This is a genomic window from Cupriavidus sp. 22TCCZM01-5 (assembly GCF_057798915.1).
Genome location: NZ_JBYOJR010000039.1, coordinates 1 through 23821, shown reverse-complemented (window position 1 = coordinate 23821; position 23821 = coordinate 1). Strand labels below are relative to the sequence as shown.

Sequence of the window (23821 nt, the reverse complement as noted above, 5' to 3'; positions counted from 1 at the left end):
GGCGTTGCCGGGCTGTTGCTTGGAGTTATACGTCGGTCGATATAAGATTTGAAATGAAGAATTACTCTTATCCATACGATTAATCGTATAGGTGAACCCGACGATCAGACATGGACTGGACCCAGCGACTGCGCTTGCGCAACTTGCAGATGCTTCTCAGCCTGGCCGAGACCGGCAACATGAGCCAGTCCGCGGCGCTGCTCAATACGACCCAGCCCGGGCTTTCCAAGTGGCTCAAGGACCTCGAGGACGACATCGGGCTGCCGCTGTTCGAGCGCCAGGCACGCGGGCTGCAGCCCACACCGTATGGCGAGTCGCTGATCGAGCACGCGCGCCGCATTGCCGCGCAGCTCGACACCGCGCGCGACGACCTTGCCGCCATGCGCGAAGGTGGCAGCGGGCTGGTGGTGGTCGGCACGTCGGGGGCATCGGCGGCCGACACGGTGCCGCTGGCGGTGCTGCGTCTGTTGCAGCGTATGCCGCGCGCGCAGGTGCGGGTGGTCGAGACGACCATGGACCGGCTTATGAACCAGCTTGCGCACAATGAGCTCGATATCGTGGTGGGGCGTTCCGCACCCGAGCTGCAGGACGCGCAGACCGTTGGCGAATCGCTCTATCTCGAACCGCTCCATTTCGTCGCGCGCCCGCGCCATCCGCTGGCCACGCAGGAGGCGGTGACGTGGGATGCGCTGCAGGGCTACCGCTGGGTGGTGTGGCCGCGCGGCACCCCGATCCGCAACGCGCTGGAGGCCGCGCTGGCCAGCGCCGGCCGGCCGTTGCCGGCGGACTGCGTGGAGTCGAACTCCACCGTGCTCAACCTCACGCTGCTCAACAACAGCGACATGATTGGCCTGGCCTCGCACCGGACCGCGCGCCGGCTGGAAGCGATGGGCGCGCTGCGCATCGTGCCGCTGCGGCTGGCCGGTTTTGGTTCGGTGTCGATGTACTGGCGGGAGGACACGATCAAGCGCTCGGCGGTCGCTGCCATGCTCGACTGCCTGCGGCGCGCGGCCGACCGCGAGGTGCCGGACGCCGTCGTCTCCGCGCCTTGAGGGCCAGCGCTCTGGCGCCTACATTGGAGGCTCACGCCGGCGCCCCGGCGTACTGCACATCCACCATGGAGGCGAGACATGGAGTTCCTGAATTCCGGCAAGGTCCTGCCAGCAGGACTGCCATTTTCCGAAGCGGTCCGCATCGGGAATGTGCTCTACCTGTCAGGCCAGTTGGGCATCGTGCCCGGCAGCACGCGGCTCGTTCCGGGTGGCATTCGCGAAGAAGCGAAACAGGCCTTGATGAATATCCGCACCACGCTGGAGGCGCATGGCGTGACGATGCGGGATGTGGCCAAGTGCACGATCATGCTGGCGGATATTGGGGAGTGGCAGGTTTTTAATGAGGTTTATAAGGAGTTCTTCGAGGCTCCTTATCCGGTCCGGAGCGCGCTTGGCGCCAATGGACTGGCGTTGGGGGCTAGGGTGGAGGTGGAGTGTTTGGTGGTGATTGGGGGGGCGTAGATTTGGGGGTTTTTGTGCTTGGCGGGCGCTGCTGCAGCGCCCGCCAAGCACGCGGACCTACCCAGCCCGCCAAACGGGTCAGCGCACCGCTGGGTATGTGCCGGCCCGAATACCGGCGTCTGCACTTCGGGATTTGACTGCGGGCCACAGCGTCTAAACTGCAGCCGGATCAACCCGGAGACGTTCATGACACAACAGGCCCATTACGAACTGCTGCACGCTGGCAAGGGCCACCCGGTCAAGATGTGGACCCGCGGCGTCCCGGTGGAGGAAGAGGCGCGCCGCCAGCTCGCCAATACCGCGCAGATGCCATTTATCTTCCACCATCTGGCGGTGATGCCGGACGTCCATCTTGGCAAGGGTTCGACTATCGGCTCGGTGATCCCCACCGTGGGCGCGGTGATTCCCGCGGCGGTCGGCGTGGATATCGGCTGCGGCATGATGGCCGTGCGCACGTCGCTGCGCGCGTCCGACCTGCCCGACAACCTGGGTCCGTTGCGCAGCGCGATCGAGCACGCCGTGCCGCATGGCCGTACCGGACAGGGTGGCCGGCGCGACGAAGGGGCGTGGGGCAACGTTCCGGCACAGGTGGACAACGTCTGGACGGACCTGGCGGCCGATTTCCGCCGCATCACCGACAAGTATCCGCAACTCGCACGCACCAACAACCGCATCCACCTGGGCACGCTCGGCACCGGCAACCACTTCATCGAAGTCTGTCTCGACGAGGCCGATGCCGTCTGGTTCATGCTGCATTCGGGCTCGCGCGGCGTGGGCAATGCCATCGGCACCACATTTATCGCGCTGGCGCAGCAGGACATGCGCCGTCACCTGGCCAATCTGCCCGATCGCGACCTGGCCTACCTGGTGGAGGGCTCCGAACACTATGACGACTACGTGTTCGCAGTGGCGTGGGCGCAGCAGTTTGCGCGGCGCAACCGCGAGCTGATGATGGCGAATGTGCTGGCCGCCGCGCGCCGCGTGATCGGCAAGCCGTTCAGCACGGAAGCCGAGGCGGTGAACTGCCACCACAACTACGTGCAGAGGGAGCGCCACTTCGGGCAGGACGTGCTGGTCACGCGCAAGGGCGCGGTGAGCGCGCGCGCCGGCGAGCTGGGCATCATCCCGGGGTCGATGGGCGCGCGTTCGTTCATCGTGCGCGGCAAGGGCAACCCCGAGTCGTTCTATTCATGCAGCCACGGTGCGGGCCGTGCCATGAGCCGTACCGAGGCCAAGCGCCGCTTCAGCGTGGCCGACCAGGTGCGCGCAACCGAAGGCGTGGAATGTCGCAAGGACGCCGCCGTGATCGACGAGATCCCGATGGCCTACAAGGACATCGATGCGGTGATGGCGGCCCAGTCCGACCTCGTGGAAATCGTGCACACGCTGCGGCAGGTGGTGTGCGTGAAAGGGTAAGGCGGGGGCGCGGCCCGGATCGGGTCATCACGGGCAAGAATCTGTTCGGCAGCGCACGGAACGCTATGCGGGATGGCGGCAGATTGGCAGTCGGATACAGGCCAACCGGGGATCCTGATGCGCGCCTTCCTCACCCTGCCCATCTTGTTTGCATCGCTGCTGATGGCCGGATGCAACACACCTCCCATCCCCCCGGGAAAGCCGGTCGATATTCCCACCGCCCTGCAACAGGTGACAGACAACCTGTGCGCGTTCAGGAAAGACCTCGAGGCGCGGGGGCAGGGCCGGGGAGTCGCCATCGATTCGGTCACGGTGGAGCTCGATCTGACTGTCGACGGTTCAAGGACGCCCCAGATCGCAGTGGCTCCAGACGTCCAGTTCATGCCGACCGTGGCCTACGGACACACCATCACGGAGGCGAAGGGCAGCCGGCTGACAATGACGCTGAAGAACGTTGGCGCTGCCAGTTCATCGGGAGGCATGGATTGCGCTTCCCTCAAGCCTGCAAGCTAGCAAGGAAAGACACGTCTGCGGGTGTGGTAGCGGCAAGGGCGCGCAGTTCGCGCGGCCTCAGCGCGCGAACTGCGCCAGCACCGTGCCGATCGCCGCCAGGCCCGACTCCAGCATGTGCTGCATGTAGCTGCCCATCTGCGGCATCACCAGCGACAGCACCAGCAGGCCGCCGGAAAGCGTGACCGGAAAACCCACCGCGAAGACCGACAGTTGCGGCGAAGCGCGGTTGAGAATGCCCATGGCCAGGTTCAGGGTCAGCAGCGCGGCAATCATCGGCAGCGCCAGCAGCAGCCCGGACGAGAACACCATGCCGCCGGCGCGCGCCACGGCGTGCCAGCCTTCGGCAGCCACCGGCGTGGCGCCGATGGGCAGGCCCTGGAAGCTGTCGACCAGCGTGCCCAGCATCAGCAGGTGCCCGTCCAGCGCCAGGAACAGCAGCATGGCGATGATGTTCAGGAAGCGCGACAGCACCATGGTCTGCCCGCCCGCGGAACGGTCGAAGAGGGACGCGAAGCCCAGGCCCATCTGGAGCCCGATGATTTCACCAGCCTGCTGCACCACGGCGAAAACGAGCCGCATGGTAAAACCCGTGGCCAGGCCGATGCCGACCTCGTTGAGGATGATGATCAGCCCTTCCCACGAATAGACCGGCACCACCGGCAGGTTGGGCAGGGTGGGCGAGACCACCATCGCGATGAGCGCGGCGAGCCCGATCTTGACGCGGCGCGGGATGGTCGATTCCCCGAACAGCGGTGCGGTGCCGATCAGCGCCAGCAGCCGGAACAGCGGCCAGAGGAAGGCCGCGATCCAGCCATAGAGCTGCGCGTTGGTGACTTCGATCACGGCAGGGCGCTGGTTGCGGCGAAAACGAGGGGAAGGCGGTAGGCGGTTGCGGCGTCAGTGCGCCAGGGCGGGAATGCCCTGGAGTATTTCGCGCATGTAGTCGACCATGGTGTTGACCATCCACGGGCCGGCCAGCACTAGCGTGATGAACAGCGCGACCAGCTTCGGGATGAAGGTCAGGGTCATTTCGTTGATCTGCGTGGCGGCCTGGAACAGGCTCACCACCAGGCCGGCGGCAAGGGCCACCAGCAGCGGCGGCGCCGCCAGCATCAGCGTCATCTTCATCGCGTGGGTCGCGATGGTCATTACGGTTTCCGGAGTCATGGCCAGGGTCGGTCTGTGCGGGTCAGTTCATGAAGCTCTGCGCCAGTGAGCCCAGCAGCAGCTGCCAGCCATCCACCAGCACGAACAGCATCAGCTTGAACGGCAGCGAGAGGGTGGCCGGCGGCACCATCATCATGCCCATGGCCATCAGCACGCTGGCGACGACCAGGTCGATGATCAGAAACGGGATGAAGATGGTAAAGCCGATCTGGAACGCGGTCTTGAGCTCGCTGGTGACGAAGGCCGGCACCAGGATGCTCATCGGCACCTCTTCGGGGCCCTGCATCTCCGGTGCCTTGGCCATCTGCGCGAACATGGCCAGGTCCTTCTCGCGGGTCTGCTTGAGCATGAAGCCCTTGAGCGGCTCGGCCGCCTTCGCCATCGCGGTTTCGAGGCTGATCTTGTTTTCGGACAGGGGCTTGTAGGCGTCGTTGTAGACCCGGTCCAGTACCGGCCCCATCACGAAGAAGGTCAGGAACAGCGACAGGCCGACCAGCACCTGGTTGGGCGGCGACGAGGCCGTGCCGAGCGCATTGCGCAGCAGGCCCAGCACGATGATGATGCGGGTGAAGCCCGTCATCATCAGCATGGCCGCCGGCAGGAAGCTGAGCGAGGTCAGCAGGACCAGGGTCTGGATCGACAGCGACCAGATCTGGCCGCCGCCGGGGCCGGGCTTGCTCGTCACGCCGGGCAGTGCCTGTGCGAGCACGGGGGCAGGGATGACGGCCAGCGCCAGCGCGGCCAGCAGCAGGGCGCCGCCCGCGGCCACCGCGTGAGGATGCGTCTTGCGCCGCGACGTGGCGGCGCGCTGGATGTTCATGACTTGAAGTTTTCCTGCATCGAGCGCAGCAGCTTTTCGGCAAAGCTGCCGCCGGAATTCTGGCCACCGGGCCCGGACGGGGCCGATGGCGCGGCCTGTCCCGCCGGCATGCTGTGCAAGGTGCGGATCTCGCCCGCGCTGACGCCGAGCACCAGCCAGGTGTCGCCGACTTCGACCAGCACCAGCCGCTGGCGGGCGCCGAGCATGGTGCTGCCGATCACCTTCATCATGCCCTGCGGCCCGTGGCGGACCAGGCCCGCACGGCGTGCCGCCCAGGCCAGCCCGAGGATCAGCGCGATGATGCCGAACAATCCGAGCCCGGCCTGCGCGAGGCTGGCCGCGCTGCTGACGGCGGCGCCGCCGCCTTCGGCAGCACGCGCCAGGCACGGCGCGCCGATCGCCGCGAACGGCAGGACGGCACGCCGCAGGCGGGCCGCGGCGTTCATTTGTTGAGTTTGCGGATGCGTTCGGACGGCGTGATGATGTCCGTCAGGCGGATGCCGAACTTGTCGTTCACCACCACCACCTCGCCCTGCGCGATCAGGTAGCCGTTGACCAGCACGTCCATTGGCTCGCCGGCCAGCCCGTCCAGTTCCACCACCGATCCCTGCGCCAGCTGCAGCAGGTTCTTGATGGGCACCTTGGTGCGGCCCAGCTCGACCGTGAGCTGTACCGGGATATCGAGGATCATCTCGATATCGTTGTGGAAGCCGCTCGGTGCTTCCTTGGCCAGCGGCGGGAAGACGGTGGCGGCGGCCGGGGTGGCGGCCGGTGCCGGGGCCGGGGCTTCGGCCGCAGTGGCGCTGGTCTGTTCAGCCAGTGCGCTGGCCCAGTCGTCCATCGGATCGACCGGCTTGTCCTCGATGCCGTCAGTCATGATCGGTTTCCTTGTTGGAATCGCTGTCTTGGTGATTGATCATTCGCTCTACCCGCAGCGCGTACTGGCCATTCATCGTGCCAAAGCCGCATTGCATGACGGGCACGCCGTTCACCTTGCCGAACACGTGCTCCGGCAGCTCGATCGGCAGCACGTCGCCGGCGCGCAGCGCCAGCACTTCCGCCACGGTGCTCTGCACTTGCGTGAACTCGGCCACGACTTCCACATCCGCGGCGCGCAGCTGTTGCGACAGCTTCGCGAGCCAGCTCTTGTCGACCTCCTTCTCGTCCTGCAGCGGATTCATCAGCAGGTCCTTGAGCGGCTCGATCATGGCGTAGGGCAGGCAGACATGGAGCTGCCCGCCCACGGCGCCGAGTTCGATGTGGAAGGCGGTGGTGATCACGGCCTCATTGGCCGTGGCGACGTTTGCAAACTTGGTGTGCATCTCCGAGCGGATGTACTCGGTCTCGATCGGATGCACGGTGCGCCAGGCATTGCCGTAGCTGCTCAGCGTCATCTCCAGCATGCGCTGGATGATGCGCTGCTCGGTCTGGGTGAAGTCGCGGCCTTCCACGCGGGTGTGGAAGCGGCCGTCGCCGCCGAACAGGTTGTCGACCACCAGGAACACCAGGTTCGGGTCGTACACGAACAGGGCCGTGCCGCGCAGCGGCTTCAGGTGGACCAGGTTCAGGTTGGTCGGCATCGGCAGGTTGCGCGCGAAATCGCCGAACTTCTCGATGCGCACGCTGCCCACGGTAATGTCGGCGCCGCGGCGGATGAAGTTGAACAGCGCCGTGCGCAGCGAACGTGCAAAGCGCTCGTTGATGATCTCGAGCGTGTGCAGGCGTCCGCGGATGACGCGTTCCTGCGTGGCCAGGTTGTACGGGCGAACCCCATCCTCGTCGACCGCGGCGGGCTCGCTCGCCTTGGGCGTGTCGGCTTCGCCGGAAACGCCCTTGAGCAGCTCGTCTACCTCGTCCTGCGAGAGGAACTTGTCATAGGCCATTTGGTGTCCTGCCCCTTATGCTGCGGTGTAAGTCGAACTGTCCATGTCCGCGTCAGCGCGCACGGCGGCCTGCCGGCGTGCAGGTGCGCGGATGGCGGCGCTGGAATCCGGATGGCAGTCTCATATCGGGTTGGCTGTCGGGGCAGGGCAAGTGCTTACTGCACCACGAAAGAGGTGAACAACACGTCCAGCACGCGTTGCGGCGGCAGCCCGGCCGCGAACGGCTGGTTGATCGCATTGCGGATGTCGTCGGCCAGCTTGCGCTTGCCATCCACGGTGGAGAGCTCTGCCGGTTGCCGTGCCGACAACAGCAACAGGATGCGGCTGCGGGCCTCGGGCAGGTACTGCGTCATGCGCGCCTGCGTCTCGGCGTCGGCAACCTTCAGCGACAGGCCGGTATGCAGGAAGCGGTCGCCATCTTCGCCCTTGAGGTTGACGGTGAAAGCGTCCAGCGGCACGAAGATGGGCGGCGGGATCACGGGCGCGGCCGGTGCGGCGGGTGCCGCCGGTTGCCGGTTGCCCAGGATGCTGCCCAGCACGAAGCCTCCGGCGCCCAGAACCAGGACCAGCACGCCGCCGCCGATCAGCAGCATGCGGCCGCGCTTGCTTGCGTTGCCGCCAATCTGGGAAGGAGAAGCCGTGTTCGCCATGAGAAGCCTGTGTCGGAATGCCTGCCATTCTTGCGGAATCGCAGGCCAGCAAAGGGCCGAAAAAAAGGGGGAAACCCTTTCAGCTTGGCCGTTTGAGCAGAAAGGGAGCAGGCATGGCTGCGCCAGCGGGCGTGTGGTGCGCGCCTGCTGCATGGTTAACGCGCCGTGGTCGCCGAACTTGAGTTACCGGCACAAGGAATCCGGTGCAGCCGTCGTCCCTGATGGGATCGCGGCGGCGCTCGCATGCCTGGCATCGCTGCCAATCCCTACTACACTAGTCGGGTAGTCGATCATGCGGGTCGGTGTGATTCATTGTTGCTAAGTGCTTGTTGTAAAAGCAATTTTGTATTTTTACTCTTATATAAGATATAAGACATTTGACCGAGCCGGTGCTTCGGACTACAATCGCGACGTCACGGAATTTCTACAACCAATTACTCAGCAGGTTCCCATGCTTGAAAACTATCGCGCCCATGTCGCCGAACGCGCCGCGCTTGGCATCCCCCCGCTGCCCCTGACTGCAAAGCAGACGGCCGAGCTGATCGAGCTGCTGAAGAACCCGCCCGCCGGTGAAGAGCAGACCCTGGTTGAACTGATTACCAACCGCGTGCCGGCCGGCGTGGATGACGCCGCCAAGGTCAAGGCCTCGTACCTGGCCGCCGTCGCGCTGGGCAAGGAAAAGTGCGTGCTGATCAGCCGCGCCAAGGCCACCGAGCTGCTGGGCACCATGCTGGGCGGCTACAACATCTCGCCGCTGATCGAGCTGCTGGACGACGCCGAAGTCGGCACCGTCGCCGCTGACGCGCTGAAGAAGACCCTGCTGATGTTCGACGCCTTCCATGACGTGAAGGAAAAGGCGGACAAAGGCAACGCCAACGCCAAGGCCGTGCTGCAGAGCTGGGCCGACGCCGAGTGGTTCACGAGCCGTCCGGAAGTCCCGCAAAGCCTGACCATCACCGTGTTCAAGGTGCCGGGCGAAACCAACACCGACGACCTGTCGCCGGCCCCGGACGCCACCACGCGCCCGGATATCCCGATGCACGCGCTGGCCATGCTGAAGAACAAGCGCGAAGGCGCGGCGTTCCAGCCGGAAGAAGACGGCAAGCGCGGCCCGGTCAAGTTCATCGAATCGCTGAAGGACAAGGGCAACCTGGTCGCCTACGTGGGCGACGTGGTCGGTACCGGCTCTTCGCGCAAGTCGGCCACCAACTCGGTGCTGTGGTTCACCGGTGAAGACATCCCCTTCATCCCGAACAAGCGTTTCGGTGGCGTGTGCCTGGGCAGCAAGATTGCCCCGATCTTCTACAACACCATGGAGGACGCCGGCGCGCTGCCGATCGAGCTGGACGTGTCGAAGATGGAAATGGGCGACGTGGTCGAGCTGCGCCCGTACGAAGGCAAGGCCCTGAAGAACGGCGCCGTAATCGCCGAGTTCAAGGTCAAGTCCGACGTGCTGTTCGACGAAGTCCGCGCCGGCGGCCGCATTCCGCTGATCGTCGGCCGTGGCCTGACCGCCAAGGCGCGCGAAGCGCTGGGCCTGGCCCCGTCGACGCTGTTCCGCCTGCCGCAGAACCCGGCCGACACCGGCAAGGGCTACACGCTGGCCCAGAAGATGGTCGGCCGTGCCTGCGGCCTGCCGGAAGGCAAGGGCATCCGCCCGGGCACCTATTGCGAACCGAAGATGACCTCGGTGGGCTCGCAGGACACCACCGGCCCGATGACGCGCGACGAGCTGAAGGACCTGGCCTGCCTGGGCTTCTCGGCCGACCTGGTGATGCAGTCGTTCTGCCACACCGCCGCCTATCCGAAGCCGGTCGACGTGAAGACCCACCACACGCTGCCCGAGTTCATCAGCACCCGTGGCGGCATCTCGCTGCGCCCGGGCGACGGCGTGATCCACTCGTGGCTGAACCGCATGCTGCTGCCCGACACCGTCGGCACCGGCGGCGACTCGCACACCCGCTTCCCGATTGGCATCAGCTTCCCGGCCGGTTCGGGCCTGGTCGCCTTTGCCGCCGCCACCGGCGTGATGCCGCTGGACATGCCGGAATCGGTGCTGGTCCGCTTCAAGGGCAAGATGCAGCCGGGCGTGACCCTGCGTGACCTGGTCAACGCGATTCCGCTGTACGCGATCAAGCAAGGCCTGCTGACCGTGGCCAAGCAAGGCAAGAAGAACATCTTCTCGGGCCGCGTGCTGGAAATCGAAGGCCTGCCCGACCTGAAGGTCGAGCAAGCGTTCGAACTGTCGGATGCCTCCGCCGAGCGTTCGGCCGCCGGTTGCACGGTGCGCCTGAACAAGGAACCGATCATCGAATACATCAACAGCAACATCACGCTGCTGAAGTGGATGATCGCCCAGGGCTACCAGGATCCGCGCAGCCTGCAGCGCCGCATCGAGGCCATGCAAGCCTGGCTGGCCAAGCCGGAACTGCTGGCGCCGGACGCCGACGCCGAGTACGCCGCCGTGATCGAGATCGACCTGGCCGACGTGCACGAGCCGATCGTGGCCTGCCCGAACGACCCGGACGACGTGAAGACGCTGTCGGAAGTTGCTGGCGCCAAGATCGACGAAGTGTTCATCGGTTCGTGCATGACCAACATCGGCCACTTCCGCGCAGCCTCCAAGCTGCTGGAAGGCAAGCGCGACATCCCGGTCAAGCTGTGGGTCGCTCCGCCGACCAAGATGGACCAGAAGCAGCTGACCGAGGAAGGCCACTACGGCGTGTTCGGCACGGCCGGCGCGCGTACCGAAATGCCGGGCTGCTCGCTGTGCATGGGTAACCAGGCACAGGTGCGCGAAGGCGCGACGGTGATGTCGACCTCGACCCGCAACTTCCCGAACCGCCTGGGCAAGAACACCAACGTGTACCTGGGCTCGGCCGAACTGGCCGCGATCTGCTCGCGCCTGGGCCGCATCCCGAGCAAGGACGAGTACATGGCCGATATTGGCGTCATCAACCAGAATGGCGACAAGATTTACAAGTACATGAACTTCGATCAGATCGAGGACTTCAAGGAAGTTGCCGATGGCGTGAACCTGTAAGGTTCGCGGCGGCGGCGGTCTAGTAGTAGACCGCCGCAATGGGCCAGACCAAAAAGCCCCGATGTCATCACGTCGGGGCTTTTCTCATTGGTGCGGCAATCCGTGCACAGGCCCGATTGTTTTGCGATTCCGCGATGCCGGATCCGAGGGACGCCTGGACTCAACGGCTGAGGGCCGTCCCAGAGTCCCGTCATGGCGCGAATGTCCTAATGTGACGACGCACCGGTTCTACCTCCCAAGTCGTTTATATCGGGCGAGTTATCCGCCTGGAACGGTCCGAGCACAGGCCGCTCGTTTCCGGGGGGGCGCTACCTTGTAGCACGAGCCCACCAGCAGGATGAACGGGTTGCCGTTCCCGGCTAGGGATGGCAATGACAAGGTCCGACAAGAGCTGGCCCGCGGGCGATAGACTCACTGCTTCCCGAGTTTGACGAGCAAGGCGCGGGCCTCCCGCAAGTCAACGGTGTCGAAGCCCTCGCTAACCAGCCGTAGGTCTCGTACAACAATGAACGGGCCTCAGCCTGCTGGCCCTGCTTCTTCAACCTGTCCTGCTCTGGAACAGGTTTCGGCCAGCAGTGCCAGGAAATGGGTGCGCAGAGGGCCGCGAGATCAAGGTCGGAATCAGCGAGCAGATTGCCGAGCAATCGAAGAAGGCGATCCCGCTGGGCCGCCCTGGCCGGCCAGAAGAGGCGGCAGGGCCAGCCGATGCGCGTGGCCCTATGCTTCTTCAATCGAGACTGGCTTGTCCCCTCAGGCGTCCCTGTATTGGGCCCCGCCATCGACGTCAACGACGACACCACTTAAATAAGAGGCGCGGTTGGACGCCAGGTAAACGACCAGGTCGGCGATCTCCTCCGGCCTGGCCGCGCGTCCGAAGGGCAGGTGCTGGAGCATATCCTGCCAACGCGACGCATCCCCGAACTTCTGAAGCGCGCGTGCTTTGTAGAGCGAGATCAGACGGTCCGTCACCGTCGGGCCTGGATTCACGCCGACGACACGCACGCCCCGGGTGGTGGCGTAAGCGCCGACCGCTCGCGTGAACGTGGCAAGTGCCGCATTGCCGACCGATCCGCAAAGATAGTCGTAGCGCGGCATCCGGGCGGCGATTCCGATCACGTTCACGATGACGCCCCGGCCGCGGGCCATCATTTCCGGAAGGGCCTTCCGCGTCGTGTCTATGTACCCATGCACCTTGAGATCCCATGCATCGCGCCATTGCTCGTCGCTCAATGCGGTCAACCCTCCACCAGGAATTGCCCCGGCGTTGTTCACGAGAATGTCAACGCTTCCGAAATGATCAGCCAGCACTTGCCGCCCTTCCGAACGGGACAGGTCCGCGATTAGTGTACGCACCTCGACACCGTATTTTTCCCGCAATGCAAGCCGTGATTTTTCCGCAGACGCCTGTGTACTGCTGGAAATGGTGACCTCCGCGCCTTCATTGATGAACGCGGCGGCGCAGGCAAATCCTATGCCGCGTGTACCGCCGGTGATGAGTACCGATTTCCCAGTGAGGTTCAGATCCATTTTTGTATACCCCGATTGGTGTATTCGAGTCCGTTGCCAGGAAGGGAGGTTGCTTGGCTGGTGCAGCGCTCAATAGGCTCTTGTGAATCCCCCATCATGCAGCAGGTTCACGCCGGTGATGTGGTCGGAGAAGGGGGATAACAGGACTTCGACCGCCAGAGCCACCTCATCCGGGCTTCCATACTTGCGCAAGGGAATGTTCGACGTTTCCGTGGCCACTCGCTCATCGAAGGTCATGCCGGCCCGGGTGGCGCGCTGGCCGATCGACGCCACATAGTCCGGGGTAAGCGTGCCGCCGAGAGAGAGGGTATTGACGTGAATCCCTCTCTCGCCCAACGCGAATGCCAGCGTCTTGGCCTGAGCCAGCCATGCACAGCGCAGGACGTTGCTGGTCGCGTAGTTTCCAAGCGCTTGCACCGAGGTGATGGCGGAAATGATGACAATTTTCGCCCGGCGTCCCTGGGAGGGTTCCGGCTGCATGATGGAGATCGCGCTCTTGAGAAGTTCAAGGGGGCCGATAAAGTGGCTCTGAAACAGCTGGCGCCACGTGTCCGGTGGAGGCTGGCATTCCTCGGTGGGCCGCATCTGGGGTGGCATCAGTACCACGCCGTCCAGGACGGTCCCTTTCGCTGCAAGCTCACGCGAAAACGATAGGACAGAGGCATCGCTGGACATGTCGACAGAGATCCAGCGGAATGACTGCTCGCCAGGCCCTTTGAGCCTTGCGCAGGCGGCTTGCAGCTTGGCAATGTCGCGCGCGGCGAGAATCAGCGAATCCCCTGCTTGCGCCAGTCTTGCGCAGACGGCGCTCCCGATGCCACCGGTAGCCCCAGTGACCAGGATGACTCTGCTTGTCTCGGACATGTCGCTCTCCCGCAGTAGCTTGTATCCTGCCATGCCGACAGCAGCAATCCGGACAGGGCGATGGCCGGCATTCCGAGCCTGGAGGGAACGCCCCGCCTATGTCTGATATTTATAGTGCACGAGAGGTGCCGCCGGCGAACGGCCGGCCTCGCTTCGCGTCCGCGGGCTGTCGCCAAGAATCTCGGCCAACAAGATTCCATGTTTTGTGCGAGGGCGTACATACTCAATGAACGTCCAGGAAAGACGCTAACTTCGATAGGCGGTGAGTGCTGGGCTGGTTTCGGCAGTGGCCGTGTTAAAGCCGCAAAATGCTTCGAATCTGTCCAACCTGCCAGGAGGCACAGATGAAACAGGTATCACTGACCATTCCGGAAATTGGGTTGATTGCCGGAACACGGGCGGCGGGCGCTGCGGGCCTCGCACTGTTGCTCAGCGACAGAATGAATCCGGAACAACGCCGTGCCATCGGCTGGACGCTGCTCGCTGTAGGGGTTATCACCACAGTGCCGTTGGTCGCCCAAGTGTTTGGCAAACGTCAGCCATACAAAAGCCCCGACGAGAAGTGAAGTAACGGTGCGAGGGCCAGAGCCAAAAAATTGACCGGCCGGTCCTGGCGGAACGCAGACGGAGGGCCGTCGTGAAAATCAACGCGTTGCCAGGCCGCAGCGTCCTGCCATCAGGCGTGGAGTTGCAAACAGGGAAACTGTGAACTAGGCAGCGAGCTCAATGGCTCTTGTTTCAAGCAGATCGATGAGTATGCGCTCAACACGACTTCCACCGACGCTTACGCGTTGACCTGCAGATATCGTCTTCAAGGTATCGGCTGCCTCGGCGTACTGCCCTCTGGCGAACTGGCTGACAGCATCAAACAGCCTGAGAGAGAGCCGCGTCTGGTCGCTGGGTTCCTTCTCCGCGATAGCCGCCTTGCTTTGCTCAAGCGCAGCAATATCGCCGGCCGATGCCTGAATTCCAGCAAGATGCAGCGCGATAAACGGATGCGACAGCATCGGGTTGAAGCGCTCGGACAGGGCGGAAACCGCGGCTGAAATCGGACGTGTAGTTCCTGTGCGCAGGTATTCGCGAAACAAAAATCCGCCACAATCGGCCAGAGTCAGCACCGGACCACAGCGAGTTGTCTCTGGTGCAGAGTAACGCTCGTAGCGCTGCCATGCCTGCCCGGTTAGCCCCAGTTGCCACTCCGCCAGGGCCAGGTGCCACTGCACGTGACCAAACATAGCGCCGCCCTCCGCCGATGGGCGATGTTCATCCAGCCAGTTGTTCAGCAATTTCAATGACTCTCCTGGCTTACCCTGGTCGTGCAGTACATGCGCGTAGCTATGGATAACATAGACAGCCTGTGGACGCTGCCGCAGTGCTCGCTCGACCAGTGCACGACCGCGGGTGCGATCACCCGCCTCGCTGGCCGCGAACCCCAGGCGAGCGAGCCAGGCCCAATCATCATGCAAACTGGGATCGACCGACTCCATGATATTGAGAACGCGCTCAAGCTTGCGCGCACCGCCATAGAAAATCAGATAACCACAAAGTTGCGAGATGACTAGCAGGTCACTGGGATTGGCGGCGATGTAGGCCTCGGTGGCCGCAAGATTGGTGTAAGGGTCTTCAAGCAGGGCAAACAGCGCGGAGATATGCGCACGCTCCCAGGGCAGCGCAGCTTGTGCTGCCAGTAGCGCACGCTCTTTGAAGCGATCGGCGTCTGCTGCGCCGGAGTCTTTAGCAAGCATGTGGCGCGCAGCCAGTGCCAGGGCGAGATTGCTGTCCAGCGCCAAAGCCTGATCGAGGGCTTCCGCGGCGCCCGCCTCGGAACCGAGGATGCGATCCACTGCGAGTTGATACTGTTCTGCAGCTTCTGGACGGCCAGTAGTAATAGGTCTGCCCCTACGTGCATCAATCATATTGGCTCCTTGCATTGCAAATTGCTGATGCGAACCGCTCCGATGTGTTTTCAGCGTAGTCCAACCGCCGCTCGAATGGCTGCGACGAGCCGCCGGCGGGCTTCTTCGATGCCGCAAGGGGTCTAACCGGGAAACCAGGAGCAATCAAAAAGCAAGATCCAAACGAAAAAAGGCCGGTCAATAACGACCGGCCTTTCTTCATTCGGGCGCTAGCTTTCTATTTCTGCTTGCCCGCGTGCGCGTGCTGCCCCGATTTGCCGTGCTGATGTGCTCGATCTGCCGAACGGGCCTGGCCCTTGTCGCGGTCTGCGGCATCGGGGCCATTGGTGTTGGCCATACCCTGATTGCTGATATGCGTGGCCGAACTGCCGCCTGCATTGCCGCCCTTGGCATAGGCTGATACCGATGCCGCGCACAACAGGCTCATTGTCGCCGCCACCATCCATTGCACTCGGGTCATGTATTTCCTCCTCGAACTGTTTTGGGTTCCGCCGATTGTACGGAGGTGCAGATGAGAACGCATTGTTCAGTGCAACAAATCGTAATGCCACCAAAGTCTCCGGTAGAGATGATCCTGTGGGTCAGTCGTCGCGCGTGCAATTCACGCGCTCGACACGGACCTTGGCGGGGCTGGAATTGGCGCATAGGATGTCGATGTTGAGTTCGAACAGCGCCCGCCCGGCCGGGCATTGCCCTGGCATCGTGGACATCATGCGTCACTTGCTCGAAGCCCGCCTCGTCAATGATGACTTTGGCGATCCCGGACTGTTCGTGGACTTCCTGGACGAACGGCGCGCGATGCTGTTCGATCTGGGTGACATCACCGGGCTGATGCCGCGCGAGCTGATGCGGCTGTCACATGTGTTCGTCACGCATGCGCACATGGATCATTTTTCCGGCTTCGATCACCTGCTGCGTGTGCTGCTCGGGCGCAAGGACCGTATCGTGCTGTACGGCGGGCCGGGATTCCTCGCGCAGGTCGAGCACAAGCTGCACGGCTATACGTGGAATGTGGTTCATCGCTACGCGGTCGATCTGACGATTGAAGCAGCCGAATTCGGCTTGGACTGGCAGCGGCGCAGCGCCTGCTTTTCCAGCCGGCACGGTTTCGCGAAGCAGGGTGAGGTGCTGACGGGAAGTACCGGCGACGTCGTCCACGAGGAGTCGACCTTCCGGGTGCGCGCGTGCTTCGTTGATCATGGAACGCCTTGCCTGGCCTACCTGGTGGAAGAAAAGGCACGGCCCGGTATCAACAGGGAGCGGTTGGTCGCGTCAGGCCTGACGACAGGAGCCTGGCTGCGCGAACTGAAGCACGCCGTCCTCACGGGCGCGCCCGACGATGCGCCGATTCTTGTGCAATGGCGCGACCGCGGGGGCGATCACGCGACGACGCGACAGGTTGGCGAGCTGAGCCGGCTGATCCTTGACGTCGAACCTGGCCGGCGTATCGGCTACGTGACCGACCTGTGTTATTCGGACGCGAACGTGCAAGCCTTGTCGCAGCTCATGCAGGGAGTCGACGAACTGTTCATCGAGAGCGTGTTCCTGGACCAGGACAGCGCTCACGGATTGCGCAAGAACCATTTGACCGCGGCCCAGGCCGGCCGGATCGCCCGCTGCACAGGTGCCCACGCGGTGACCCCCTTTCATTTCTCGCCACGCTATGAGGGCCGCGCCGCGGAGCTGGCAGCCGAAGTACGGGCTGCGTGGGCCGGGGATGTGCTTCGGACCGCGGCTGCCGAACCGAACGACATAATGGCCATCGGCACACCGGGGCGTCTCAAGGGCGCCACAAGGCTCGCCGCTACCGGCGAAGCATCCAGATCAGGAACGACAGCAACAGCGAAATCACGATGCAAGTGGTGATTGGGAAGTAGAAGCTGAAGCCGTCGCGGACGATATGGATATCTCCGGGCAGACGACCGAAGGGCAGTCGGGACAGCCATGGCCAGGCGACTCCCGCGACAATCAGCAGGCAACCGAGAGTGATCAGTATGCGTTGCATGCCCAGTTGGCAGAGGTGAGATCCTTTTGAGCGTAATGTCGTGCCCTTGAGCGATTGGATCGGGACAACAGAGAAAGATTCTCGCCAGAGGGCGAGGGCAGACAGCCGTTTCAGTTCATGTGACTCCATTTCCACCCAGTTGCCACACGTCGATGACGGACGCGAAAAGACTCAATGCCGTGCGCACTCCATGCAGTCTGGCCCATTTCTGCAGGAGTTCCCGTGTCTCCACCGACGACAGATCGCGATCCGGTTCAGGAATCCTGTGATTGACGGGCATGACGACGAGCAATGTATACGGCATGACAGATCCAATCAGCAGCGCGGCAGCAAGCCACAAGATATTGGCACCCAAAAGCCATGCCGTCGCTCCGCTCGGCAAGCTGAGCAGTGCCAATGGCGCCTGCATGAGCGTGGCGCGCTTGTAGCTGGGCGCCCACTGCTGCGCCGCAGACCTTGTTTCAAGCGCCATTCTGGCGGGATGCTCAGCCACATTGACATACAAGGCCGCCCCGGCGAAGAGCATCGCAGCGAATGCGGCAATCATCTGCAATGTGTGGCTCATCACATCCTCCGTGAAACCTACCTCCAATTATGGTGAAGAACTCAAGCAGTGCCCACAGAGCAGGAGGCGCTGTCGCCGCCATAGCTATAATCTGCCAGACGCGCCGCGTGCACATACGGGGCGCCTTGCTTCGCCTCATCCTGCTTCAATGCCGGTACGCCCGACTCCCTCCTCCAACACCTTGCCCGACACCTTACCCACCACCTTGCGTGTTCCGGCCCTGTTGATCGCAGCGCCCGCTTCGGGCCAGGGCAAGACCACCGTCACCGCGGGGCTGGCCCGCCTGCATAGCCGGCAGGGCCGCAAAGTACGCATCTTCAAGACGGGCCCCGATTTTCTCGATCCGGCGATCCTGGAAGCCGCCAGTGGTGCACCAGTCCATACCATCGATCTCTGGATGACTGGCGCCGACGATGCAAGCGCCCGCCTGGCCAGCGCTGCGTGCGAAGCAGACCTGATCCTGGTCGAAGGCGTGATGGGACTGCACGATGGCTCGCCGAGCAGCGCTGACGTGGCGCGTCGCTTCGGCCTGCCGGTGCTGAGTGTGATCCAGGCCGGAGCCATGGCACAGACCTTTGGCGCGCTGTCATACGGGCTGGCCAATTACGGCGGGGCACCGCTGCAAATGGATGTGCTCGCCAACGGTGTCGGCTCGGCGCGCCACGCAGGGATGCTGGAGGCGAGCCTGCCCACCGGCATTCGCTGGATGGGCGCCCTGCCAACAGATCCGTCGGTATCGCTGCCGGAACGGCATCTCGGCTTGCTCAGTGCCGACGAGTTGCCGGATTTGCCCGCACGCCTGGACCGGATCGCGGACTTGCTGGCGCCGCTGCCGGTGGCACGCCTGCCCGAGCCAATGGCCATGACCAATGCCGCAGCCGCCATCCCGCCGGCGCCGCTGCTTGCTGGCAAGACTATCGCGATCGCGCGGGACGCTGCGTTCCGCTTTATCTATCCGGCCAATCTCGAGACACTCCGCGCCATGGGCGCACAGCTCGCTTTCTTCTCGCCGCTGGCCGACACATGCCTGCCGGCCTGCGATGCCCTGTGGCTGCCTGGTGGCTATCCAGAACTGCATGCGGCCCAGCTCGCCTCCAATCATGCGATGCGCACCGCATTGCGAGATGCGCATCGTGCTGGACTGCCGATTCTTGCCGAGTGTGGCGGCATGATGGCGCTGTTCGATACCCTTGTCGACAAGGGCGGCTCGGCACATGCCATGGCCGGGCTGCTGCCGGGCACGGTACTTATGCAGGGCCGCCTGGCAGCGATAGGGCATCAGGCCGTGAAACTGCCGGAAGGAGAGTTGCGAGGGCACACCTTCCACTACTCGAAGACGGAATCGCCGCTGGTGCCGCTCGACTACGCCACGTCGCCGCGGGAGGATCTCCCGGACACGGTGCGGGGCGAGGCGGTCTATCGCGAGGGCACGCTGACCGCATCCTACGTGCACCTCTACTTCCCGTCCAACCCGCGTGCGATAGCGGCAGTACTGACAACCCCGATGCAGGTGTCAGGCCGTGTCTAGTACCACATCGTCGATCACGCTCGCGAGCGTATCGAAGGGCCGATTTCGTTCTCGGGTACGCAGGCGTTGCCAACAAACCGTCCCGAAGTGGCGAGTTCGGTTACCATGCCGCGCGCCGTTCCGGGAGGCTCTGCCACGAGGCTCCGGAACGCCTCGGTTGTTGGCCAGGCGCGAAGTGCGCCCGTGGCGAGCCCCCGATTGCAATTTTCTCCGGAAAGTAGATAAAGCGAACCTGGATGAAGGTGGCTCCTGCGATCACTGCCAATACGATAGGCAAGCGGCGGTGAGACGTAGCAACAACCCCGCGAACTTCATTGTCTCGGGCCTATCCATCGATCTCCATTACAGCGCCGCGATGAACTCGCCCCACGGTGTGGCTTGCAGCGTTTCGGTTGCGGCGTGCCCATAGCCGCGGATGATCAACGCCGCCCGCTCGAGCTGTTTCAGATCGTTCGACTCGACAACGTCCAGAACGTCGAAGCGCCCGAGTGTGAGATAGCTGTCCTTCCATGTGACGGCAGGGCATTCGGCCTTGATCTTCTCGGCCACCGTGGCGGCGAGTTGCTTGAGTTCCCCGGGATCCTTGAACGCGTCAGGGGAGAGACGGCTGAGGATGACGTATGTAGCCATGGCATGTCTCCGTCGATTCAATTTGTGCTGCCACTCGGCTGCGCCAGTCACACGAGAGCGCCTGGCCGCACGCCGGAGGGAAGCGTTGCTGAGCGTCTGGTGACGCTGAAATGGAAACGGCGCCGGCGGGTTGGGCCGGCGCCGTCAGGTGGGTCAGTGCAATTGACGCTTCAGGTCGGATAGTTCCGAATGCATCGAAGTGACTGCGTCCTTGATCTTGGTGTCGAGCCCGCCGGCCTGCTGGCAAGCACGCTCGGCACGGTCGCCGATCCGTTCGAGATCATCGACGCACTGCCGGATGCGATCCTCGTCCTTGGACGACATGGCCTTCGTTGCGGATTTGCATTCCTTATCGAGCTCGTCCATCCAGGTCATCAAATCCTTTGGAAGGGCCGAGTCGGCGTGGCACATCCGTGATGCCTCGCTGATGGTTTGCTGCAGATGAGTAAATCGCGTTTGGATTTCGCTGGCTTGTAACATGATGCCCCCTTTGAACATCAGTTCCAGATGAATTCAGGCAAAGGTGACGGTATGTTCCCGTGCTTCGTCATTCGCCTGCTTCGGTCGGCTGCCAGCGACGTTTACTTGCGTCAGAGCGGCACCCGAGCACGCGAAAGACGCCTTTTTAGTCTAGCTCATAATCCTTCGCCTGCCTCCGATGCGTCCTTGGGAAAGGTTTGCCGGGTGGGAGTGGCGACAGCAACGCGGGCCGGGCCAGCACTCTGGATTGCAAGGAACGCTGACGTCACGATTTTCGCGTTTCTCGCTTTACGCGCTCCAGGTATTTTCCTGAGGCGACCTCGATACGTACCGTGTCTCCTTCCTTGATGAATTGGGGAACCAGAACCTCCATGCCGTTCTCGAGCGTGGCAGTCTTGAAGCTGGAGGTTTGATGCTCGTGCAGGCCGGGCGGCGTGGATACGATGGTCAGTTCGACGGAAGCGGGGAAATCGATGGCTAGCGGCGCGCCCTCATAAAGCTGCATGGGAAATCGCATATTGGGCTGAAGGAATTTTTCGTATGCACCCATGGCTTCCGACGGCAGACTGATCTGTTCAAAGGTGTTGGGATCCATGAAATAGAAGGCAACACCATCCGTGTACAGGTACTCCATCTCCTTGTGATCAAGCGTGACCTCTTCGAGCTTGTCGCTCGGGTGGAACCGCAACTCCTTGACGTGACCAGTCTTCAGGTTCCTGACCTTGGCAAAGACCGCGCTCCCCTGCTGGCCCCCGCCAGCGTGGTACCCGGCGCTCGCGACACCATGAAGTTCGCCTTCAAGCATGATGACCATGCCCGACTTCAATCCGGAAGCTTCGACCATTTGCTTGCCTCCGCCTGGGTGGCAGGATGACGTTTCCAGCCTAGCACTGCCGCGGACAGCCAACAACGGTTCGGCGGCGGCCGCGCCAGATCACTTTCAGGCGAACCTGGCCAGGCCATTGCGTTGCTGTGCGGCGGACTATCGGCCTACAAGCCGATATGTACAGGAATCCGTCGCTGCCCGAAGTGACGCTCGAAATGCCCGAAGCGACCTGCCACCGATGCAAAACAGTCAGGGCAGGCGCCGGTAGGCGTGAGGCGATAGTTTTCGATGGCGTGCCAGTCGCGCACAATCAGCGGAGTCCGGCAGGCAGGGCAGTAGGTGGTTGCGCCTGCGGTGTCGTGGACGTTGCCTGTGTACACATAGCGCAGACCCTCCTCGATTGCGAGCTTGCGGGCATGCGCAAGGGTGGAGATTGGCGTCGGTGGCACGTCGCGCATCTTGTAGTCGGGATGGAATCCCGTGAAGTGCAGCGGGACGTCGGTGCCCAGTTCTCTTGCAATCCACTGGGCTTCGGCGCGTATCTCCTCATCTGCGTCGTTCTTGCCCGGGATCAGCAGCGTCGTGATCTCGAGCCAGACATCGGTTTCGTGCTTCAGGTACTGGAGCGTCTCCAGCACCGGCTGCAAGTGCGCGCCGGTGAATGCAACATAGAACGCATCGGTAAAGCCTTTCAGGTCGACATTCGCCGCGTCCATCTTGGCATAGAAATCGCGCCGGGCCTGCGCACCCATATACCCGGCGGTCACCGCCACCGCCATGATGCCGAGTTCGTGGCAGGCATCGGCAACGTCCATGGCGTACTCGGCAAAAATCACCGGGTCGTTGTAAGTGAACGCCACGCTCTTGCAGCCATGGGCCACTGCTGCATTGGCAATGGCATCGGGCATTGCCGCATCGGCGAGGGTCTCCATCTCCCGCGATTTGCTGATGTCCCAGTTCTGGCAAAACTTGCAGGCCAGGTTGCAGCCGGCCGTGCCGAACGACAGGACGGCGCTGCCCGGATAGAAGTGATTGAGCGGCTTCTTTTCGATCGGGTCGATGCAGAAGCCCGATGAGCGGCCATAGGCCGTCAGCAGCATCCGGGCGCCAAGCCGTTGGCGCACGAAGCAGGCACCGCGCTGCTCGTCATGCAGGCGGCAGTGGCGCGGGCAAAGGTCGCACTGCATGCGGCCGTCGTCCAGGAAATGCCAGTAGCGCCCAGGATACATTCCCGGATAGGGCGCTGGAGAGGGCGCATCGTTCATGGTTCCATCTCCGCACAGGGGCCATGCCCTGCATTGTCATTCCTCACCCGGCCGGGGCGCAGAATACTGCCAGCGCCACGACCGCCGGCGGGATCTTCAGTTCAAACGACTCCGTCTTGGCTGATGCGATGAGGCGGTTGGATCGGACTCGATGATTCTCCATCATGCCTTAGTGTTATCCGATCTGCTCGGCGTTCTCTACACGCCAGTAGCGCCGCCGTGCGCGCAGCGTAAAGCGCGCGCGGTAGTCCGACATCGACATGCCCATCTTGCGCTGGAACAGGCGCCGCAATGCGGCCGCATCGCTGTAGCCACAAGCCTCGGCAATCGCCTGCGTGCCATGAAGCGTGACTTCCAGCAGCATGCGGGCGCGTTCGACGCGCAGGGTGTGCAAGTAGTCCAGTGGCGAGAGTCCGACTACCTGGCGGAAATGCCGTAGCAGCGTGCGTTCGCTGACCACGGCAGCACGGGCCACGGCGTCCAGCTGGTACGGCTCTCCCACATGGTTCTGCAGCCAGCTGATGGCGCGGTACACCGGGCTGTCGGCGGTGCCGCTCAGCCAGCGCTGCGACACCAGTTCTGGCACGCTGCGCTGGCGTTCCGGCTGGCAGAGCAACACCTGCGTGGCGGCCTGTGCGAGGTCGGGATCGTAGAGGTGGCCCAGCACGCGCAGCACGAATTCCACCTGCAGCGCGGGCGCCACGCAGGAAAAGACGCGTGCGTGCACACCCATCGGCTGCTCAGTGGCGAAATCGCAGGTCGGAAAGCGGCGTGTCATCCAGCCCTGGTAGACCCACGGCACACCCACGCGGGCCCCGTCGAGCAACCCCATCTGCAAGGGATAAGCCATGCCCGAGAACGTTGCGGCGATCCAGCCGCCGGCATCGACATGGCGCCGCAGCATGCGCAACGAAACGGCATCGCGCGAGAGTATCGCGTCCAGTTGCGGGGCGTTGCTGGCCAGGATGCCTGGAATGACCACGAGCGTGCGGGCATCGGCGGTGCGGGAGCGGGGCGGGGAGGATGCGAGGCCTGGCAAGCCCGGTGACACATTGCGTCCATTGCCGGCAATCAGCTGCCAAGTCAGTGATGGCGCGTGGCCGGGCCGCTGCATCTGCGCCAGGCCGGCGACAGTGCGCAGCACGTCTAGGGAAGGACTGATTTAATCAGCGCGGCGGTCATCGTTGAGTGGCGCGTCAGCGTTGTCAT

The 23821-nt window shown here is 63.4% G+C and carries 27 protein-coding genes; 8 read left to right on the top strand and 19 right to left on the bottom strand.

The genetic code is table 11. The features are described from left to right. Positions 1-110 precede the first annotated feature (110 nt). From AC3FNH_RS27635 to AC3FNH_RS27620, 4 genes are all read left to right on the top strand, one after another. Complete coding sequence (locus AC3FNH_RS27635; protein ID WP_488722329.1) at positions 111-1052, top strand: LysR family transcriptional regulator; 942 nt, start codon at positions 111-113, stop codon at positions 1050-1052. A 78-nt stretch (positions 1053-1130) separates the two neighbouring features. Continuing rightward, positions 1131-1514, top strand: coding sequence for a RidA family protein (locus AC3FNH_RS27630; protein WP_276102971.1), 384 nt, complete (start codon positions 1131-1133; stop codon positions 1512-1514). A gap of 186 nt (positions 1515-1700) precedes the next feature. Beyond that, complete coding sequence (locus AC3FNH_RS27625) at positions 1701-2930, top strand: RtcB family protein (RefSeq protein ID WP_488722328.1); 1230 nt, start codon at positions 1701-1703, stop codon at positions 2928-2930. Between the two features lie 117 nt (positions 2931-3047). Next, on the top strand, positions 3048-3443 hold the full coding sequence (locus AC3FNH_RS27620) for a hypothetical protein (protein ID WP_488722327.1): 396 nt from the start codon (positions 3048-3050) through the stop codon (positions 3441-3443). Positions 3444-3500: 57 nt separating this feature from the next. Here the strand turns inward: AC3FNH_RS27620 and fliR are convergent, their stop codons facing one another. From fliR to fliL, 7 genes are all read right to left on the bottom strand, one after another. Further along, complete coding sequence (gene fliR, locus AC3FNH_RS27615) at positions 3501-4286, bottom strand: flagellar biosynthetic protein FliR (RefSeq protein ID WP_276103037.1); 786 nt, start codon at positions 4284-4286, stop codon at positions 3501-3503. Positions 4287-4340: 54 nt separating this feature from the next. Beyond that, the gene (gene fliQ / locus AC3FNH_RS27610) at positions 4341-4610 is read right to left on the bottom strand and encodes a flagellar biosynthesis protein FliQ (RefSeq protein WP_276103039.1); all 270 of its coding nucleotides are present in this window, start codon (positions 4608-4610) and stop codon (positions 4341-4343) included. Between the two features lie 22 nt (positions 4611-4632). Continuing rightward, positions 4633-5430, bottom strand: coding sequence for a flagellar type III secretion system pore protein FliP (fliP, locus tag AC3FNH_RS27605; protein WP_276103040.1), 798 nt, complete (start codon positions 5428-5430; stop codon positions 4633-4635). After that, positions 5427-5876 (bottom strand): flagellar biosynthetic protein FliO, encoded by a 450-nt coding sequence (gene fliO, locus AC3FNH_RS27600; protein ID WP_276103041.1) that lies wholly within the window; start codon positions 5874-5876, stop codon positions 5427-5429. Before fliO ends, fliP begins: the two co-directional genes overlap by 4 nt. Next, entirely contained in the window at positions 5873-6307 is a 435-nt protein-coding gene (fliN, locus tag AC3FNH_RS27595) for a flagellar motor switch protein FliN (RefSeq protein ID WP_488722326.1), read from the bottom strand. The genes fliO and fliN overlap by 4 nt, the downstream gene beginning before the upstream one ends. Beyond that, the gene (gene fliM, locus AC3FNH_RS27590; RefSeq protein WP_276103043.1) at positions 6300-7313 is read right to left on the bottom strand and encodes a flagellar motor switch protein FliM; all 1014 of its coding nucleotides are present in this window, start codon (positions 7311-7313) and stop codon (positions 6300-6302) included. Before fliM ends, fliN begins: the two co-directional genes overlap by 8 nt. A gap of 155 nt (positions 7314-7468) precedes the next feature. Beyond that, positions 7469-7963, bottom strand: a complete 495-nt coding sequence (gene fliL / locus AC3FNH_RS27585; RefSeq protein WP_276103044.1) for a flagellar basal body-associated protein FliL — start codon at positions 7961-7963, stop codon at positions 7469-7471. A 451-nt stretch (positions 7964-8414) separates the two neighbouring features. Here fliL and acnB point away from each other — a divergent pair, with 451 nt between their 5' ends. Next, positions 8415-11006 (top strand): bifunctional aconitate hydratase 2/2-methylisocitrate dehydratase, encoded by a 2592-nt coding sequence (acnB, locus tag AC3FNH_RS27580; RefSeq protein WP_488722325.1) that lies wholly within the window; start codon positions 8415-8417, stop codon positions 11004-11006. Positions 11007-11756: 750 nt separating this feature from the next. On the opposite strand, the gene AC3FNH_RS27575 is transcribed toward acnB, so the two are convergent. After that, complete coding sequence (locus AC3FNH_RS27575; protein WP_488722324.1) at positions 11757-12533, bottom strand: short-chain dehydrogenase/reductase; 777 nt, start codon at positions 12531-12533, stop codon at positions 11757-11759. A gap of 69 nt (positions 12534-12602) precedes the next feature. Beyond that, a complete protein-coding gene (locus tag AC3FNH_RS27570) occupies positions 12603-13397 on the bottom strand; it encodes an SDR family NAD(P)-dependent oxidoreductase (RefSeq protein WP_488722323.1) in 795 nt (264 codons plus the stop codon). Positions 13398-13741: 344 nt separating this feature from the next. Between AC3FNH_RS27570 and AC3FNH_RS27565 the strand changes: the two genes are divergently transcribed. Further along, positions 13742-13963, top strand: a complete 222-nt coding sequence (locus AC3FNH_RS27565; protein WP_042875902.1) for a hypothetical protein — start codon at positions 13742-13744, stop codon at positions 13961-13963. Positions 13964-14107: 144 nt separating this feature from the next. On the opposite strand, the gene AC3FNH_RS27560 is transcribed toward AC3FNH_RS27565, so the two are convergent. From AC3FNH_RS27560 to AC3FNH_RS27550, 3 genes are all read right to left on the bottom strand, one after another. Further along, positions 14108-15313, bottom strand: a complete 1206-nt coding sequence (locus AC3FNH_RS27560) for a tetratricopeptide repeat protein (protein ID WP_276103047.1) — start codon at positions 15311-15313, stop codon at positions 14108-14110. Between the two features lie 217 nt (positions 15314-15530). After that, the gene (locus AC3FNH_RS27555; RefSeq protein ID WP_276103048.1) at positions 15531-15773 is read right to left on the bottom strand and encodes a hypothetical protein; all 243 of its coding nucleotides are present in this window, start codon (positions 15771-15773) and stop codon (positions 15531-15533) included. Positions 15774-15894: 121 nt separating this feature from the next. Further along, positions 15895-16026, bottom strand: coding sequence for a hypothetical protein (locus AC3FNH_RS27550; RefSeq protein ID WP_276103365.1), 132 nt, complete (start codon positions 16024-16026; stop codon positions 15895-15897). On the opposite strand from AC3FNH_RS27550, the gene AC3FNH_RS27545 reads away from it, so the two are divergent. Then, complete coding sequence (locus AC3FNH_RS27545; protein ID WP_488722322.1) at positions 16025-17179, top strand: ribonuclease Z; 1155 nt, start codon at positions 16025-16027, stop codon at positions 17177-17179. The two genes, AC3FNH_RS27550 and AC3FNH_RS27545, sit on opposite strands and share 2 nt — an antisense overlap. Here AC3FNH_RS27545 and AC3FNH_RS27540 read toward each other — a convergent pair. Together AC3FNH_RS27540 and AC3FNH_RS27535 are read right to left on the bottom strand one after the other, a co-directional pair. Next, positions 17118-17318, bottom strand: coding sequence for a DUF2905 domain-containing protein (locus AC3FNH_RS27540; RefSeq protein WP_276103175.1), 201 nt, complete (start codon positions 17316-17318; stop codon positions 17118-17120). The genes AC3FNH_RS27545 and AC3FNH_RS27540 overlap by 62 nt on opposite strands. Positions 17319-17433: 115 nt before the next feature. Continuing rightward, positions 17434-17883, bottom strand: coding sequence for an anthrone oxygenase family protein (locus tag AC3FNH_RS27535; RefSeq protein WP_276103049.1), 450 nt, complete (start codon positions 17881-17883; stop codon positions 17434-17436). A 220-nt stretch (positions 17884-18103) separates the two neighbouring features. Here AC3FNH_RS27535 and AC3FNH_RS27530 point away from each other — a divergent pair, with 220 nt between their 5' ends. Then, the gene (locus tag AC3FNH_RS27530; protein ID WP_488722355.1) at positions 18104-19411 is read left to right on the top strand and encodes a cobyrinic acid a,c-diamide synthase CobB; all 1308 of its coding nucleotides are present in this window, start codon (positions 18104-18106) and stop codon (positions 19409-19411) included. Between the two features lie 342 nt (positions 19412-19753). Here the strand turns inward: AC3FNH_RS27530 and AC3FNH_RS27525 are convergent, their stop codons facing one another. From AC3FNH_RS27525 to AC3FNH_RS27505, 5 genes are all read right to left on the bottom strand, one after another. After that, a complete protein-coding gene (locus tag AC3FNH_RS27525) occupies positions 19754-20041 on the bottom strand; it encodes a GYD domain-containing protein (protein WP_276103050.1) in 288 nt (95 codons plus the stop codon). A 153-nt stretch (positions 20042-20194) separates the two neighbouring features. Then, complete coding sequence (locus tag AC3FNH_RS27520) at positions 20195-20521, bottom strand: hypothetical protein (protein ID WP_276103051.1); 327 nt, start codon at positions 20519-20521, stop codon at positions 20195-20197. A 265-nt stretch (positions 20522-20786) separates the two neighbouring features. Further along, positions 20787-21365, bottom strand: coding sequence for an elongation factor P (locus AC3FNH_RS27515; RefSeq protein ID WP_276103052.1), 579 nt, complete (start codon positions 21363-21365; stop codon positions 20787-20789). Positions 21366-21511: 146 nt separating this feature from the next. Next, positions 21512-22576: an AmmeMemoRadiSam system radical SAM enzyme gene (amrS, locus tag AC3FNH_RS27510; protein WP_488722354.1), complete on the bottom strand. Its 1065-nt coding sequence runs from the start codon at positions 22574-22576 to the stop codon at positions 21512-21514. Positions 22577-22787: 211 nt separating this feature from the next. After that, entirely contained in the window at positions 22788-23774 is a 987-nt protein-coding gene (locus AC3FNH_RS27505; RefSeq protein ID WP_488722353.1) for a GlxA family transcriptional regulator, read from the bottom strand. Positions 23775-23821 lie beyond the last annotated feature (47 nt).

What these genes read in the sequence shown, in the direction of transcription:
- AC3FNH_RS27570 (WP_488722323.1), bottom strand. Translation starts at nt 13,397, where the DNA reads ATGTCCGAGACAAGCAGAGTCATCCTGGTCACTGGGGCTACCGGTGGC.
- AC3FNH_RS27520 (WP_276103051.1), bottom strand. Translation starts at nt 20,521, where the DNA reads ATGTTACAAGCCAGCGAAATCCAAACGCGATTTACTCATCTGCAGCAA.
- AC3FNH_RS27550 (WP_276103365.1), bottom strand. Translation starts at nt 16,026, where the DNA reads ATGATGTCCACGATGCCAGGGCAATGCCCGGCCGGGCGGGCGCTGTTC.
- AC3FNH_RS27575 (WP_488722324.1), bottom strand. Translation starts at nt 12,533, where the DNA reads ATGGATCTGAACCTCACTGGGAAATCGGTACTCATCACCGGCGGTACA.
- AC3FNH_RS27555 (WP_276103048.1), bottom strand. Translation starts at nt 15,773, where the DNA reads ATGACCCGAGTGCAATGGATGGTGGCGGCGACAATGAGCCTGTTGTGC.
- AC3FNH_RS27565 (WP_042875902.1), top strand. Translation starts at nt 13,742, where the DNA reads ATGAAACAGGTATCACTGACCATTCCGGAAATTGGGTTGATTGCCGGA.
- fliP (WP_276103040.1), bottom strand. Translation starts at nt 5,430, where the DNA reads ATGAACATCCAGCGCGCCGCCACGTCGCGGCGCAAGACGCATCCTCAC.
- amrS (WP_488722354.1), bottom strand. Translation starts at nt 22,576, where the DNA reads ATGTATCCTGGGCGCTACTGGCATTTCCTGGACGACGGCCGCATGCAG.
- fliM (WP_276103043.1), bottom strand. Translation starts at nt 7,313, where the DNA reads ATGGCCTATGACAAGTTCCTCTCGCAGGACGAGGTAGACGAGCTGCTC.
- AC3FNH_RS27635 (WP_488722329.1), top strand. Translation starts at nt 111, where the DNA reads ATGGACTGGACCCAGCGACTGCGCTTGCGCAACTTGCAGATGCTTCTC.
- AC3FNH_RS27620 (WP_488722327.1), top strand. Translation starts at nt 3,048, where the DNA reads ATGCGCGCCTTCCTCACCCTGCCCATCTTGTTTGCATCGCTGCTGATG.
- AC3FNH_RS27560 (WP_276103047.1), bottom strand. Translation starts at nt 15,313, where the DNA reads ATGATTGATGCACGTAGGGGCAGACCTATTACTACTGGCCGTCCAGAA.
- fliL (WP_276103044.1), bottom strand. Translation starts at nt 7,963, where the DNA reads ATGGCGAACACGGCTTCTCCTTCCCAGATTGGCGGCAACGCAAGCAAG.
- AC3FNH_RS27545 (WP_488722322.1), top strand. Translation starts at nt 16,025, where the DNA reads ATGCGTCACTTGCTCGAAGCCCGCCTCGTCAATGATGACTTTGGCGAT.
- AC3FNH_RS27525 (WP_276103050.1), bottom strand. Translation starts at nt 20,041, where the DNA reads ATGGCTACATACGTCATCCTCAGCCGTCTCTCCCCTGACGCGTTCAAG.
- AC3FNH_RS27630 (WP_276102971.1), top strand. Translation starts at nt 1,131, where the DNA reads ATGGAGTTCCTGAATTCCGGCAAGGTCCTGCCAGCAGGACTGCCATTT.
- AC3FNH_RS27540 (WP_276103175.1), bottom strand. Translation starts at nt 17,318, where the DNA reads ATGCAACGCATACTGATCACTCTCGGTTGCCTGCTGATTGTCGCGGGA.
- AC3FNH_RS27625 (WP_488722328.1), top strand. Translation starts at nt 1,701, where the DNA reads ATGACACAACAGGCCCATTACGAACTGCTGCACGCTGGCAAGGGCCAC.
- fliN (WP_488722326.1), bottom strand. Translation starts at nt 6,307, where the DNA reads ATGACTGACGGCATCGAGGACAAGCCGGTCGATCCGATGGACGACTGG.
- AC3FNH_RS27535 (WP_276103049.1), bottom strand. Translation starts at nt 17,883, where the DNA reads ATGAGCCACACATTGCAGATGATTGCCGCATTCGCTGCGATGCTCTTC.
- acnB (WP_488722325.1), top strand. Translation starts at nt 8,415, where the DNA reads ATGCTTGAAAACTATCGCGCCCATGTCGCCGAACGCGCCGCGCTTGGC.
- fliQ (WP_276103039.1), bottom strand. Translation starts at nt 4,610, where the DNA reads ATGACTCCGGAAACCGTAATGACCATCGCGACCCACGCGATGAAGATG.
- AC3FNH_RS27515 (WP_276103052.1), bottom strand. Translation starts at nt 21,365, where the DNA reads ATGGTCGAAGCTTCCGGATTGAAGTCGGGCATGGTCATCATGCTTGAA.
- fliO (WP_276103041.1), bottom strand. Translation starts at nt 5,876, where the DNA reads ATGAACGCCGCGGCCCGCCTGCGGCGTGCCGTCCTGCCGTTCGCGGCG.